Below are 14848 nucleotides of genomic sequence, written 5' to 3' on the forward strand. Positions count from 1 at the left end.
AATTTAAATATTATTATTTATTATCAATAATTTATTAAAACTAAAATCTTTTCAACTAAATCTTTTTGATAGACATGACCTACTATGGACTAGCTTGTTTAGCGCTATTGATTGTTCCTTAATAGTCTCAATCCTGAATTGATTGAATGGACATTCGCTATGAGCAATACAAATTACACCACTGAAGTGGCGATTTTGGGGGCTGGCCCGGTAGGTTTAACGATTGCCAACTATTTAAGCAAACAGGGTATACAAGTCACCGTAGTTGAACAGCTAGATAGTCTGATCGATTACCCGCGTGCCATCGGCATTGATGATGAATCCTTGCGTACCATTCAATCTTTGGGACTGGTTGATCAGGTCTTGCCGCATACTACCCCGAATCATGCCATGCGCTTCCTGACACCCAAAGGCCGTTGCTTCGCAGACATTCAGCCACTGACTCGTGAATTTGGTTTCTCCCGCCGTAATGCTTTCATTCAGCCACAAGTAGATAACGTTCTGCTAGAAGGACTCAAACAATATAAGAAAACTGAAGTACTGTTCTCTCGCCATCTGACGCATTTCAGCCAGGATGCTGAGGGTGTAACTTTAAATGTTCAGACTAAAAATGGCAGCTTAGAAACCATTCGTGCGCAATACCTGATTGCCTGTGATGGTGGAAACTCTTATGTACGCCGTACCCTCAACATTCCATTCGAAGGTGAAACTGCGCCAAACCAGTGGATCGTGATTGATATCGATAATGACCCATTGGCAACCCCACATATTTATCTATGCTGTGACCCGGTGCGTCCTTATGTATCAGCTGCCCTACCGCATGGCATTCGCCGCTTCGAATTCATGGTCATGCCAGGCGAAACTCAGGAAGAACTCAGCAAACCAGAAAATATTGCCAAACTACTATCTAAAGTTTTACCGAATACCGATGGAATCGAAGTGATTCGTCAACGTGTCTATACCCACAATGCACGTATTGCAGATAAATTCCGTGCTGACCGTATCCTGCTTGCTGGTGATGCTGCGCACATCATGCCGGTATGGCAAGGCCAAGGCTATAACAGCGGTATGCGTGATGCCTTTAACCTGGCCTGGAAAGTTGCATTGGTGATCCAGGGTAAAGCAAGCCATGAATTACTGGACTCTTACCAGGTAGAACGTAAGGATCATGCCAAGGCGATGATCGATCTTTCAGTCATGGCAGGCCACGTCCTTGCTCCACCAAAAAAATGGCAAGGCTTTGTTCGTGACGGTATTGCTTACGCATTGAACTATATCAAGCCAATCAAACAGTACCTGCTGGAAATGCGCTTTAAGCCTATGCCGAAGTATCATGATGGTGCCCTGCTGGCCAATACTCAGAAAGACTCTCCAGTCGGCAAGATGTTCATTCAGCCGCAGGTGAAACTGGAGTCTGATGAAACTGTATTGCTGGATGAAGTGATTGGCAATGACTTTGCCATCATTGCCTGGGGGGTGGATCCGAAATGGGGCTTAAGCAAGCAAACGATACAACAGTGGAAAAAACTTGGCGTAAAATTTATCCAGGTTATTCCTACAGTTCAATTGTCTAATCAACATCGTAAGCAATACGAAGATGTGATCACCATTGGTGATATCGGTACGGACATTCGTACCTGGTTCGGCAAGACCAAGGACTCTATCGTCATCCTGCGTCCAGACCGCTTCGTGGCAGCCTTAGCGATTCCTCAATCTATAGAAAGCACAAGTCAGGCGCTATTTAACAAGCTCCATGTCAAATAATTGACCTCAGTCAAAAAAACCACGCTACGGCGTGGTTTTTATTTATAGATGAACATAGAAGCTAAGTTCGGTATTGCTCAAACCATGAAATATCTTTGAGAGAATCACGACGTGCCATCTGCTGTAGGAAAGATTTAAATTCTTCCAACGGCGGCAAAATTTTTGTACTAATTGCGAAGATCAGACAATAGGCCACATATAGATCTGCAGCAGAAACTTTTTCACCTAAAAGATAAGGCTTGGCATGCGACAAACCTCGTTTAAAAAAATCAAATACCGCGGCTTCGTTACCAAAACTTAAACTGGTTCGGACCTTTTCAATCTGTTCTTGAGATACTTGTAAATTTTTTACATCAATATATTCAGTCAGTGGCCCATGACAGAAGAAAATCCATTTTAAATAAGTACCACGCTTGGGATCATCTAAAGCGGGTGCCAATCCTTTGTCCTGATACTTATCTGCCAGATAGATGATAATAGCCGCCATTTCTGAAATTACGACGCCTTGATCAACCAGACAGGGAACTTTACCCATCGGATTGATCTGAAAATATTCAGGTTGATGCATATCTTTAAAAGGAACTTCCACCTGCTCAAGCTGGTCTTCAATCTGTAGTTCTTTAAGGATAGGCAGCAAGGTCATGCCGCGTGACTGAGGGTTGTTATAGAGCTTCATCATTCTGCTTCAACCGATTTCTTATTTTTTGAATTTCAGTATAAAGCGATTTTCTTCTGCGATTAAAAAGCATGTGCTACAGATCATTTCTGTAACACATTTCATTTATGGAAGATCAATAATTTACTTAAAAAGGTCTACACAAAACTTTTCTTTGAGCACTTTCAGAATCAGTTCAATCGCAGGATGCTGGTTATTTTTACGGTAACTGACATAGAGAGCAATCATCGGTAAAGGTTCCAGCGTTTTTTTCACCACAATATTATCGCCGAGTAATGGAATCACATAGGCTGGTACCAGACTCCAGCCAACCCCCATGCCGACCAGATTGACATTCAGCAGAATATTGGTGGAATACTGCACCACATTCACGTTCAGTTTCGACTGCCTAAAGAAATCATCAATAATCTTATGCAGCTGTGGTGAGGCTTGTTCATCACTAATCACAAAGTCCTGATTTTCAAACTTCTTGATGCTGACATAGGGCATTTCTGCGACCGGAGAATTTTTCGGCACAATCAGCGTCAGTGGCTCATCAAAAATCTGAACGGACTCAAACTCATCCGACTGATCTCGGTAGCGGGTAAAGGCAATATCAATACTGCCCTGTCTCAGCGCGCTAAACTGTTCTGCATCGGTCAGGCTATGAAACAGTGCTTTCAGTTCAGGAAAATGTGCACGGATATTCGGCATGATATAAGGAAAAATTTTCATTTCCGCGACCGGTACGAAGCCGATATTCAGCTGACCCTTATGTGCATGGGCGATCTGACGGGCTGCCTGCACGGCACGTTCCGCATGTTCTAAGCTCAACAGAGCTTCCTTTAGAAAAGCCTGTCCAGCCTCGGTCAGCTCAACCTTGCGGTTATTCCGCTCCAGCAATTGCGCATCCACTTCACGCTCCAGATCCTTAATCTGCTGACTGAGTGAAGGCTGTACAGTATTCAGTTTTTCAGCTGCCCGGGTGAAGTTCAGCTCTTCAGCCACTGTAACAAAATAACGTAAATGTCTTAATTCCATTTTATTCTTCCGGTAAGGATGCTGAAATCGAAGGTCGCTTCCTGGCCACATATTGACGGTAGATCAATAAAGTGAAAATCACCATCACTGCACAGAACATATAGGTCTTTTCAAAACCGTATTGCGCAATGATCATACCCATCACTACTGAACCCACTGCCAGTCCAATATCAAACAGGGTAAAAAAGGTAGAAATTGCATGGCCCATACGCTGTTTTTCGACAGATTGAATCGCTAGAGTTTGTAAACATGGAAATAATGAACCGTAACCAATTCCGATAAATACCGCAGACAACCACATAGTCCATTGGCTGGACATGACACTGACAATCATCATGCCAATCGCAAAGAAAATAAAGGAAGGATAGATAACTGCACTTGGTCCTTTACGGTCGTAAATTTTGCCCACCCAAGGCCGTACCAACAACATTGAGGCCGCAAAAACAATAAAGAAGATGCCGGTATAAGCCAGTAGTTGCTTGGTTTCACTAAAGGGCGTGATAAAACTCATGATACTGGAGTAAGCAAAAGCCGTGAGCAGTGCCACAAAACTCACCGCCAGCACTTTGACTTCAATAATGTCATGCAGGCTGAATTTTGATTTTTCGACCACTGTAGCTTGAGGTTTTGCTAATTCGGTAATTTTCAGCATGAAGGAAAAGATCAAGCCGATAGAGATAATCACGGCAAGCAAGCCAAACAGCACTTTAAAGCTGGTGAACTGAACTACGGTTAAGGCCAGTAATGGACCAAATACCACACCCAGATTAGTCGACATGACAAAATAGCCCATGCCCTCACCCTTACGAGATTCCGGAATAAACTCATTTGCAACGGGAACGGTGACCGTCGTCAGTATGCTGAACCAGATCCCATGTAAGAAACGCACTGCCAATAATGACCACATGCTATCGACCAGCAGATAACTAAAGGAAAATAAGGCAAAAATAACTCCGGCTCCGCGCATTGCCAATTTCTTGCCGAGTTTCTCGATGATCATGCCAGAAAAAGGTCGAATGGCGATGGATGAAACTAAGAACAGGGTCAAAGCCAAACCTGCTTCTTTGACTGATCCGCCCAGATCTTTCATGATATAAACCGGCAGAATGGTCAGTAAGGCAAAGTAATAGACAAACAGGAACAGATTGTTCAATAAACACAGAATAAAGGAGCGATTCCATAAGCGCTCAGGACTAGCAGACATAACACGCAACTTTTAAAAACAAATTTAAGAACTGACTAAACTCAGGGAGAAATCAAAGCTGGGCTTAAGGCCAGATCTACCAGATTCTGGATATATTGATCATCCGGCATGCGGTTGAAGAAAATGATCTGGTAATGAATCGGCCCGTACAAGGTGTCCAGCATCAGATCAAAAGGATAATCCGCACGTAATTCCCCACGCTCGATGGCCTGTTGAATCAATTGGTGGGTTTGTTTTCGACGTGGTAATAGATACTGCTGAAAAAAGTCTGCAGCCAGCTCCCGATGATTGGCCATAACGACCAGCAAAGCTCGGCCTACCGGATGATTAAGCGCCTGAACCAGCAGAGTTAGCTGTTGAACCAGATTGCTGCGCAAGCTTTGTGAAGCATCCAGTTCAAATACCCCTGCTGTGCGCTGCTTGAAAGCATCTAGTACCAGTTCAGATTTATGTTTCCACCAGCGGTAAATCGTAGATTTGCCAACCCCTGCCCGTGCAGCCACATCTTCAATCGTTAGCTGATGATATTCACCTTCTGCCAGTGCATCCGAAACCGCCTGCAGAATACTGTGCTGACGCCGTGAACATTTTTCTTCTTCACTCATGCTTAAAACCAAAAAACAAAACGATACGTATCGTTTCATATTAGATTAAAAAAGAGGCTTAAGCCAGAGTTAAATGAATTTTATAGGCAAAAAAAAGACCTCTCATTGAAGGTCTTTTTAATAAGCAAATTAAGTTTAGTTCTTAGCTATGCGCTGATTTTTTATAGATACTGCATGAAGGATGATGATTTTCCTGCAGACGGGCAACTTTACGTTGTTCAGCTGCTTCAAAACGGCAACGTTTCCAGTCATTGTCCAGATTCAGCGGTGGAATCTGTTTAGGCTTACCATTTTCATCAACAGCGACCATCGTGAAGTAGCAACTATTGGTATGGCGTACAGTACGTTTCTGAATATTTTGCGCTTCTACACGAATGCCAATTTCCATTGAAGTACGACCTACATGGTTCACACTTGCCAGGAAAGTCACCAGCTCACCCACATGAATCGGTTCTTTGAAATTTACTTTGTCTACAGACAGGGTTACGACATAACTACCCGAATAGCGACTCGCACAAGCATAAGCAACCTGGTCCAATAATTTCAGAATTGTTCCACCATGTACATTTCCTGAAAAGTTCGCCATATCTGGCGTCATAAGAACCGACATCGTTAACTCTGACTGGTCATCCGATGCTGTTGCAATTTGATCTAAAGGGGCCATCGTTTTCTCTGAACTCTTTGAATGACAATGATATAGACCATTATTATAGCGTTTTTGGCCTAAATAAAATGTTCAATTCGGCAAATAAAACATCATAATTCTTGATATGAAATTTTTCTCCATACAAAAAAAAAGATATCCCTCTGAGGATCCATAGAAATCATCAGAAAGTTATTTTCAGTAACTATAAAATAAACAGGAATTTATCCACTAAAGTATTTTCTTGAATCAATGCACTGCAATGAAGAAATTTTCCATTAAGCATGCACAACTCGGTTTAAGAAAACTGCATGCATTAACAAAAAATAACCTCGAATTAAGCAGGCACTTGTCTCAACATTTCTCGCGCCACATTCTCATAACTTAAAGTCTGCTGGCCATGCAATATCGTTTCAACGGTAAAAGAACCATCGGGATGAACTTTAGTTACAGTAAAAATCGTATTTTCAAACTGAGCTAATGTGACTTGCTGGCCAATTTCGATGTGATTCATATGGCTTTTACATTTATTAATCTGTCGATTTTTATTCTGTCATGATCTTCTAAGCTTTTGAACAGTTGTTTAACTTAAGTCTGTGAATAATTTTGTTAAAATCAAAAAATAGCCTTAAAATATTTTCATAAAATCACTATATTTTTATAATTCAAAGATTTATTTCCCATTAAAACTTGGGCTTTAAGTGACTTTCAATAGGTAGAAAACATCAGCTCATCTCTAAAAACGATGAGCAAAAATGAGCCGCTTTTCACCTATATGAGGAAAGTGGTGAATATCTTTATACATCTATTTGAAAAATAAATACTTTATTCAAAATCTTAGAACAAACTATTGTTGCTGAGCCAAGAGCAATGGAATCTGATGACCTTGACTATAATTATGCTTCTGATAGACCTGAGCAATTTCTGGTAGCTTGAGTTTAGCCGCCTCAATCCCAGCATCCATGGTCAACTCCCTGCCACGCACGTCAAAGATATGACCTTTTTCGCGTAAGTCTGGTTGAATCACTACATCGGCGTATTGCAGTTCCTCAGAAGCTAGACGTTGCTGCATGATATTGATGTTCTGGTTGAATAGGCCCCAGACATTGGTGGTTTCGGTATGGATCGGCTGTGCCAGAATATCGACAGCAATCACAATATCAGCGCCCAACTCACGAGCTACTTTGACCGGTACCGGACTGACCAGTCCTCCATCCACATATTCTTTTTTCTGGATGACAGTGGGAATAAACATGCTTGGAATAGAAACGGATGCACGTACTGCCTGACCGGTATTACCATAATTGAAGACTACCCGCTTACCCTCTTTCAAGGCTGTGGCTACCACAAACATCGGGATTTTCATGGCTTGCAGAGGCGTCTGATCAACCTGTAAATTCACATAATTTTCAACTTTTTTGCCATCAAAAAAGCCTTTACGGTCCAGCTTGATGTCGCGAACATCAGTCGCTTTCATGCTTAATGCAATATTACGCAGTTCAATCGCCGGTTTACCACTGGCATAAATGGAGCCGACAATACTGCCGGCACTGGTTCCCACAATAAAGTCTGGTTGTATACCTGCCTGTTCCAACACTTCAATCGCCCCGATATGTGCATAGCCACGCGCACCGCCACTGCCAAGAACCAGTGCAATCACCGGACGGTTTTCTGTTTGCTTGATCTTGCGGAAATTGATCTGGTTTGGACGTGCCTGGGCTTCTGCTACTGAACTGGCAGATTTAATATGACTAGAGTTAGGTTGATTCAAACCGGATGTCGTTTGGCAGCCGCTCAGACCTACCATTGTCATCGCCAATATACTCAGTACATATTTCTGCATGCAGAGCACGTCCTCATTTTGTTAAAGCAGCATAGTGTATAAACACATGCTTAAATAATCTGTAGAATTTCGTAAAACTGTCATACAGTTGCACTAATGTCTTTCAATTTTCAGCCACTGTATGAATACACCTTCACTGTACCGGATCTTTCTCACTTTCCTGCAACTGGGCTGTATGGCATTCGGTGGACCGGCAGCGCATCTGGTGTTTTTTCACCGTAAATTTGTCGACCAGTTACAGTGGTTAAATGCGACACAATATGGACAGCTGGTTGCATTAGCGCAGCTTTTGCCCGGCCCAAGCAGCAGTCAGGTAGGCCTTTCAATTGGCTATCTGCAAAGGGGTTATGCTGGAGCATTCATGGCCTGGCTTGGGTTTACCTTACCTTCAGCGCTTTTGATGAGCTTGATCGCCGTACTTGGTCAGTACTATTTCCATATTCTAAACTCAAACAGCTTTCATAGCATTCAATTGATCGTTTTTTCTGTAATCGTCTGGGCATTCTGGCAAATGCTCAATAGCTTCTGCAAGAGCATCTGGCAATATGTACTGGTCTTCATTTCCGTCCTGATTCTGAGCTTCATTAGTATCAGTTTGAACCAGCTACTGGTCATTATTTTAGGGGCAGTTTTTGGCCTCGTAATGGCAAAATTTTCCAATTCTCCTCAGGAAAATAAGCCTGCTTCAAATTCATCTACCATTCACTCAAGCTATATTCGGCCACGTCATGCACCTTACTGGTTCATCGCATTTTTATTACCATTTTTTCTGATTCCTATACTAGTCAAATCTGGTTCTTGGCCTGAACTCGCATTTTTTGCTGATTTCTATCAAACTGGCTCATTGGTCTTTGGTGGCGGGCATGTCATTCTGCCTTTGCTGCATCAGGACTTTGTGGCGACCAATTTACTTTCGCCCCAATCTTTCGATCTAGGTTATGCATTTGCCCAATTGATGCCGGGTCCATTATTTAGTTTTTCCAGCTATGTCGGTGCTCTGTTGCCTTGGACAGGCTCACCCTGGATTAATGCACTGTTAGCAACCTGTGCCATTTTCCTGCCTTCGTTTTTTCTGATTTTTGCTACTTTGCCTTATTGGTCATGGTTAATGCAACAACGTATTATTTTTCAGGCGGTAAGCGGGATTAATGCGGCAGTGGTCGGACTACTTTTATATTTGCTGATTGATCTCTCTCAGGCATATTTTCGTTTCTGGTCTGATCTGGTTTTTGTCATCGTGATGATTCTACTGTTACGCTTGAAATTACCAGTCTGGTTCAGCCTGATTGCCGGATTTATCCTATATCAAAGCTATCTTAATGTTGTGTCATTCTAACCATTTAAACCCATAAAAAAGCCCCGAACCAGTCGGGGCTTTTGCTCAAGTCTTACCAGATATCTGATTTAACTTTATCTTTAAATTTCGGATGATCATCGAGCTTAAACTCTGGTTGCTCGATGCCACGTTTCAGCTGACCGGTATAGTCCTTGAGCAGCATCAAAATAAATGGCATCAGCAGTACAATCGCAATCAGGTTAATACTGGCCATGACGCCCATGAACAGGTCCGCCATATTCCAGATCAACGGTACACTGGCAATCGAGCCGAAATACACCATAAACAATACCAGCAACCGGAAAATAAACATGACCTTGCTGTTATTATTGATGAACTGAATATTTCCTTCTGCATAGGCATAGTTACCAATGATAGAAGAATAGGCAAACAGGAACAGAATCAAGGCCAGGAAGTCATCGCCCCAAGCACCAATCTGGCTTTCAAGCGCCATCTGGGTCAAGGTCACGCCTTCAAAACCGGCATTTTCATATAGGCCAGAAACCAGAATCACGATAGCGGTACATGAACACACAACGAAGGTATCTACAAATACGCCAAGCATTTGAACCAGACCCTGATTCACCGGATGTTTCACGTCAGAGGCAGCCGCCGCATTCGGTGCTGAACCCATCCCCGCTTCATTCGAAAATAAACCGCGCTTAATCCCCATCATCATGGCCATCGAGATCATGGCACCGAAGAAACCGCCTGCAGCTGCTTCAAACTCAAATGCTTTGCTAAAGATCAGCTGAAAAATAGACGGCAATATATCGTAATTGATGACGGCGATATATAAAGCTACACCCAGATAAAGAACTGCCATGAAAGGGACCACCCCTTCAGCAACTTTTGCAATCCGTTTGATCCCGCCAAAAATAATCATGGCCGTAATCAAGACCAAGACCAGACCAATCCAGGAAACTTCCAGATCGAAACCACCTAATGGCAACATCAGATTGGCTTCATTCCAGCCCCAGGCATGTGAGGTTGCACCCGTAATGGCATTGGCCTGCACGGCATTGAACACAAAGCCATAGGTCGTAATCAGTGCAATTGCAAAGACAATTCCCAGCCATTTCTGTTTAAGACCCTGAGTAATGTAATACGCAGGTCCACCACGGAATTGCTGATTCTTGTTATCCCGAACTTTAAACAACTGGGCTAATGATGATTCTACAAAAGCAGAACTCATTCCCAGAAATGCAGTAAACCACATCCAGAACACAGCACCTGGACCACCGACAGCAATCGCAATGGCAACACCTGCAACATTACCCACACCGACCCGGCTAGCCAGACCTGTTACAAAGGCCTGAAACGGCGTAATACCATGGTCATCATCGACCTTGCCACGACTACGTTTCATGACTTTGATACTGTGCCAGAATAAACGGATCTGTACTGCACCGGTCATGATCGTATACAAAATACCGACTGCGACTAGAAACACCACCAAAAAGTCCCAGAGTGGACCATTTAAGGCATCGACCCAGCCCAGTAAGGTTTCATTTAGCTGATCATTCATGTCATATCCTTATGAGCTTATGACTCATTATCAAGCTTAAAATTAGACGAAAAATTTCAAGATCATCTGGATGATCGTGGCATTAATCAAGTCAACGAAGAAAGCACCACATAATGGAACGATCAGAAAGGCTTTATGCGAAGCGCCATACATATTGGTAATCGCCTGCATATTGGCAACAGCCGTTGGGGTTGCACCCATCCCGAAACCACAGTGACCTGCAGCAAGTACTGCGGCATCGTAGTTTTTGCCCATCACCCGGAAAGTGACAAATGCTGCATATAAAGCCATAGTCAAGGTCTGTGCACCGAGAATCACCATCAATGGTCCTGCCAGATCCGCCAGTTGCCATAATTTTAATGACAGCAGCGCCATGGCCAGATAAAGCGACAATGAAGCATTACCAAACACATCAATCGCACGGTCGAAGATCTGGATTTTCAGGATGCCTTCCAGCACGTTACGCAGAATCACGCCACCTGCCAGTGCCCATACAAATGTTGGCAGTTCAAATACTGTATCTTTACTGAAGCCAGTCATCAGTTCTGCAAATGCCAGACAGCCTGCAAACAGACCAAGTGTGGTAATGGCATTATCAGCGGTGATCAGACGGACACGATGTGGATATTCAAATTGCACATATTCATCTGTTGTGCTGTCCATTGGCGTATTGTCACGCTTTTCGATCTGCTGATCGGTACGTGCCACCGCAAGATTATGACGGTTAATCAACAGTTTCGCCAAAGGTCCACCGATAACACCACCAATGATCAGACCAAAGGTTGCACTTGCCATCCCGAGCGCCAAAGCCCCCTGAATACCATGCTCAACCTCCATAATTTCACCCCAGGCGCCAGCAGTACCGTGTCCACCAGTCAAGGTAATCGAACCGGCAATCAGACCGATCAGAGGATCAATACCTAACAAGCTTGCCAGCCCCATACCCACTGCATTTTGTAGGGCAATAAATGTTGAGATGGCAACCAGGAAGATCACCAGTCCGATCCCGCCTTCGCGTAATTTAGCGAAGTTCGCACTCAGACCGATCGAAGCAAAGAAAATCAGCATAAAACTGGTTTGCAGTTCCGCGCTCGTGGTAATGCTGTAGCCCCAGAACGAATGAACCAGCAGAGAGATAACCGCTGCAACCAGACCACCTGCGACAGGTTCAGGAATGTTGTAACGTTTTAGAAAATCGATTTTATCTACCAGAAACCGGCCCAGTAATAGCACAATTACTGCAGCGATCAGGGTATAAAATGCGTTAAAAGTAAAATCCATAATTTTTTTGTCCAAGATGGTTCTGAATTTTTGTCATTCTAAAAGTCGTGTTGCGATTCATTTCCACAGAAGAAAACCTTACATTACCCCATGTAATTGTCATCTACTTCATTCATCCATCGCCTTTAGAATCAACAAAGCATTCCGCATCTGTTTCAAACTTATGAATATCATCGTGATGATCATATTCAGTGAGAGATTTATAAAAGCGAAAAACGGCCTTTTGCTGATTGCATAAGCTACGCCAGATGCGTAAATTCATCTAAACGTGCAACTCATAGCGATAACATCCAGCCTATATTTTTTTACTTCTCAACCAGCATGAATTGCTGCATGAGTGCTTTTAACCTAACTGAGTTCATCAAGTCATTTGCAATAAGATATTTCAAATAGAGCTTGACCATGCAATCTTCATTATTTCTTCAAAATGCATGTATTCAACTGAAAAGTCGCACATTATGCTGTTTCTTTGTATAAAGTTTTATTGTTTTTTATTAACTATAGTTAGTGAATATATAAAAAATAATTATAACTTCTTATTTTTTATAGTTTACTACCCCCAAATTTTAATCGAAATAAAATATTAATTGAACGTAAAAACGGATATTTAATTTTATTTTTAAGATTGAATTTTATTCATTCTATTTTGTTCTTAACTTTCCTTTTAGTTCCAGCCATCGATGTTAATTGCTCAAGATATCAGCATCTAAAATATCGGTTGCATGTTTAGAAGGAGTTTTGTTTAAGCATTCAATAAATTTCTTAGGCTATTTATATAACTTCTATATCTCTTAAGTGCATTCTCATTCATGTGATTTTTATTAATCATCATAATTCACTGTGAAACTAAAATTCCCCCTGCCCGACAGAGTTTGTTTGGTTTATAGTCAGTTCACCATCATTAAGGATATGAGATTGGAAATTAGAATGGATCAAAACCTCGTTCATGCTGTAGATCAAACCATTACTTCCCGTCATTCAGTTCGTGCTTTTCTGGATACGCCGGTCAGTACCGGCATGCTCAAAGACATTTTGACTGTGGCCAGCCGCGCCCCTTCAGGGACCAATACCCAGCCATGGAAAGTATATGTGCTGACAGGGAAAAAGCGTGATGAGCTGGTGCAGCGTGTCTGTCAGGCGCAAATGGAGCTTTACCAGAATCCGGCACTGGCCGAGCAATATAAAGAAACCTTTGCCTATTATCCCGAACAATGGTTCTCTCCTTATATCGACCGACGCCGTGAAAATGGCTGGGGCTTATATGGTTTGCTGAATATCCAGAAAGGCGAAAAAGAAAAAATGGCGCGCCAGAACCTGCGTAATTTTGAACTGTTTGATGCACCAGTGGGGCTATTCTTCACCTTACATAAAGATTTGGGCGTAGGTTCAAAAATGGATATTTCCATGATGATTCAAAACGTGATGCTGGCTGCCAAGGCACGTGGTCTGGATACCTGTCCGCAGGCTGCCTGGAATCATTTTCATAGCATTGTGCTAGATGTACTGGGAGCAGGTGAAGATGAAGAGCTGGTCTGTGGCATGTCACTAGGCTATGCAGATCCAGACCATATCGTAAATACCTTTATCACCCCACGTGTCCCGGTAGAGGAATTTGCCGTTTTTGTAGATGAATAAGATTTGATAAGCCATGATCCAAGCATCAACTTTGAGCTGCTTGGATTGTCTGACAGAGATATAGAGTTCTTGCAGCTCCTTATTTCTGTTTAACTCTAGGCAGTTCTAATTTCAATACAGATCTAAAGGCTATAACTACAAAGATCGCCATTACCAAGGCCATATTGAATAAAGCATCCCACAGCATAAAGTTCAGCAAAACCCCACCCAACAAACCGCAGGCAAATTGCATACTGCCCATGATCGCACTGGCGGTTCCCGCACGCGCGCCCTGTTCTGCCATGGCCAGCGCCATCGCATTCGGTCCCACAAAACCAATCGAGGCCACAACGACAAATAAGGCCGCCATAACTAGGACAACAGATTCAATATTCAGATAGCCTAAAACCAGTAAAGCCAGGACACCGATTCCCTGTAAAGAAGCACCTAGTTTTAAGCGACTTAATACTGAAAGATATTGAGCCAGATGCTTATTCAGGGTCGAGAACAGCATGATTCCAATGGCATTCCCCCCGAAAGCATAAGCAAACTGCTGCTCGGTCAGATGATAATGATCCATCAGAATGGCTGAAGAAGCGCTGATATAGCAGAACATCACCGCCCCAGAAAAACAGCCCACCAGCATCGGTCGTCTGAAACTTTCATCCTGAAAAATGGTTCGGTATAAACTCAATACCTGTTGCAAATTCAGTTTAAGACGGCGTTCCGAGGGCAAGGTTTCCTGAAAGAAAAAATGCACACAGACCAGACTAAACAAGCCACAACCCATCAGCACCAAGAAAATAATATTCCACTCAAAGAACATCAGTACCCATGCGCCGAGACTTGGCGCAATAATCGGTGCAATGGTCGTTACAATCATCATGCTGGCAAAGGCCTGGGCAGCCGCCTGCATATCCAGCCGATCACGAATGGTTGCTCGGGCAACCACGACTCCTACACATCCTCCTAAGGCTTGTAATACCCGTGCTGCAATCAGGCTCCATTCATTCTGTGCAAACATACATAACAGGCTGGCCAGAATATACAGACTCAATCCAAAATAAAGCGGTGGCTTACGTCCAATCCGGTCACTGATCGGGCCATATAGCAACTGCCCAACCGCCAGTCCAAGGAAATAAGCTGGCAGACTATTGGAGACCATCTGGGTACTGACACCAAAATCCGCTGCCATTTCTGGCAAGGCAGAGAGATACATATCAATGGATAAAGGACCAAGTGCAGTCAGTGAAGCCAGCAAAATAATCCAGGACATGGCATAAGGTCGTGGTGCTGTCGTATTGGAGTTCATGTAATTAAAGATTTTAATGCGC

The 14848-nt window shown here is 43.0% G+C and carries 13 protein-coding genes; 3 read left to right on the forward strand and 10 right to left on the reverse strand.

Annotated features, from left to right (window positions below; all coding sequences use genetic code 11):
* Positions 1–159 precede the first annotated feature (159 nt).
* Positions 160–1764, forward strand: coding sequence for a bifunctional 3-(3-hydroxy-phenyl)propionate/3-hydroxycinnamic acid hydroxylase (locus tag FTV34_RS08670; RefSeq protein ID WP_166137655.1), 1605 nt, complete (start codon positions 160–162; stop codon positions 1762–1764).
* A 61-nt stretch (positions 1765–1825) separates the two neighbouring features.
* Here FTV34_RS08670 and FTV34_RS08675 read toward each other — a convergent pair whose 3' ends face one another.
* The 7 genes from FTV34_RS08675 to FTV34_RS08705 all read right to left on the reverse strand — a co-directional run bounded on the left by FTV34_RS08675 (position 1826) and on the right by FTV34_RS08705 (position 7755).
* Positions 1826–2440 (reverse strand): glutathione S-transferase family protein, encoded by a 615-nt coding sequence (locus FTV34_RS08675; RefSeq protein ID WP_180069976.1) that lies wholly within the window; start codon positions 2438–2440, stop codon positions 1826–1828.
* A 123-nt stretch (positions 2441–2563) separates the two neighbouring features.
* Positions 2564–3460: a LysR substrate-binding domain-containing protein gene (locus FTV34_RS08680; RefSeq protein ID WP_159123387.1), complete on the reverse strand. Its 897-nt coding sequence runs from the start codon at positions 3458–3460 to the stop codon at positions 2564–2566.
* 1 nt (position 3461) lies between these two features.
* Complete coding sequence (locus FTV34_RS08685) at positions 3462–4664, reverse strand: MFS transporter (RefSeq protein ID WP_159123386.1); 1203 nt, start codon at positions 4662–4664, stop codon at positions 3462–3464.
* Between the two features lie 41 nt (positions 4665–4705).
* Entirely contained in the window at positions 4706–5269 is a 564-nt protein-coding gene (locus FTV34_RS08690; RefSeq protein WP_166137661.1) for a TetR/AcrR family transcriptional regulator, read from the reverse strand.
* A gap of 142 nt (positions 5270–5411) precedes the next feature.
* Positions 5412–5933 (reverse strand): acyl-CoA thioesterase, encoded by a 522-nt coding sequence (locus FTV34_RS08695; protein ID WP_004784949.1) that lies wholly within the window; start codon positions 5931–5933, stop codon positions 5412–5414.
* A 316-nt stretch (positions 5934–6249) separates the two neighbouring features.
* Positions 6250–6426 (reverse strand): hypothetical protein, encoded by a 177-nt coding sequence (locus FTV34_RS08700; protein ID WP_162835329.1) that lies wholly within the window; start codon positions 6424–6426, stop codon positions 6250–6252.
* A gap of 333 nt (positions 6427–6759) precedes the next feature.
* Positions 6760–7755, reverse strand: coding sequence for a patatin-like phospholipase family protein (locus FTV34_RS08705; protein ID WP_180069941.1), 996 nt, complete (start codon positions 7753–7755; stop codon positions 6760–6762).
* 121 nt (positions 7756–7876) lie between these two features.
* Between FTV34_RS08705 and chrA the strand changes: the two genes are divergently transcribed.
* Positions 7877–9091 carry a chromate efflux transporter gene (chrA, locus tag FTV34_RS08710; RefSeq protein ID WP_180069943.1) on the forward strand — a complete coding sequence of 405 codons (1215 nt, stop codon included), beginning with the start codon at positions 7877–7879 and terminating at the stop codon, positions 9089–9091.
* 52 nt (positions 9092–9143) lie between these two features.
* Here chrA and FTV34_RS08715 read toward each other — a convergent pair whose 3' ends face one another.
* Positions 9144–10619: a sodium:alanine symporter family protein gene (locus FTV34_RS08715; protein ID WP_180069945.1), complete on the reverse strand. Its 1476-nt coding sequence runs from the start codon at positions 10617–10619 to the stop codon at positions 9144–9146.
* A 42-nt stretch (positions 10620–10661) separates the two neighbouring features.
* Positions 10662–11900, reverse strand: coding sequence for a sodium/glutamate symporter (gene gltS / locus FTV34_RS08720; protein WP_166137667.1), 1239 nt, complete (start codon positions 11898–11900; stop codon positions 10662–10664).
* Between the two features lie 927 nt (positions 11901–12827).
* Here gltS and FTV34_RS08725 point away from each other — a divergent pair.
* Complete coding sequence (locus FTV34_RS08725) at positions 12828–13535, forward strand: nitroreductase (protein ID WP_180014575.1); 708 nt, start codon at positions 12828–12830, stop codon at positions 13533–13535.
* A 79-nt stretch (positions 13536–13614) separates the two neighbouring features.
* On the opposite strand, the gene FTV34_RS08730 is transcribed toward FTV34_RS08725, so the two are convergent.
* Complete coding sequence (locus tag FTV34_RS08730; protein WP_180069947.1) at positions 13615–14826, reverse strand: multidrug effflux MFS transporter; 1212 nt, start codon at positions 14824–14826, stop codon at positions 13615–13617.
* Positions 14827–14848: the final 22 nt, after the last annotated feature.

Source organism: Acinetobacter sp. YH16038 (assembly GCF_013417275.1).
Classification (GTDB): Bacteria; Pseudomonadota; Gammaproteobacteria; order Pseudomonadales; family Moraxellaceae; genus Acinetobacter.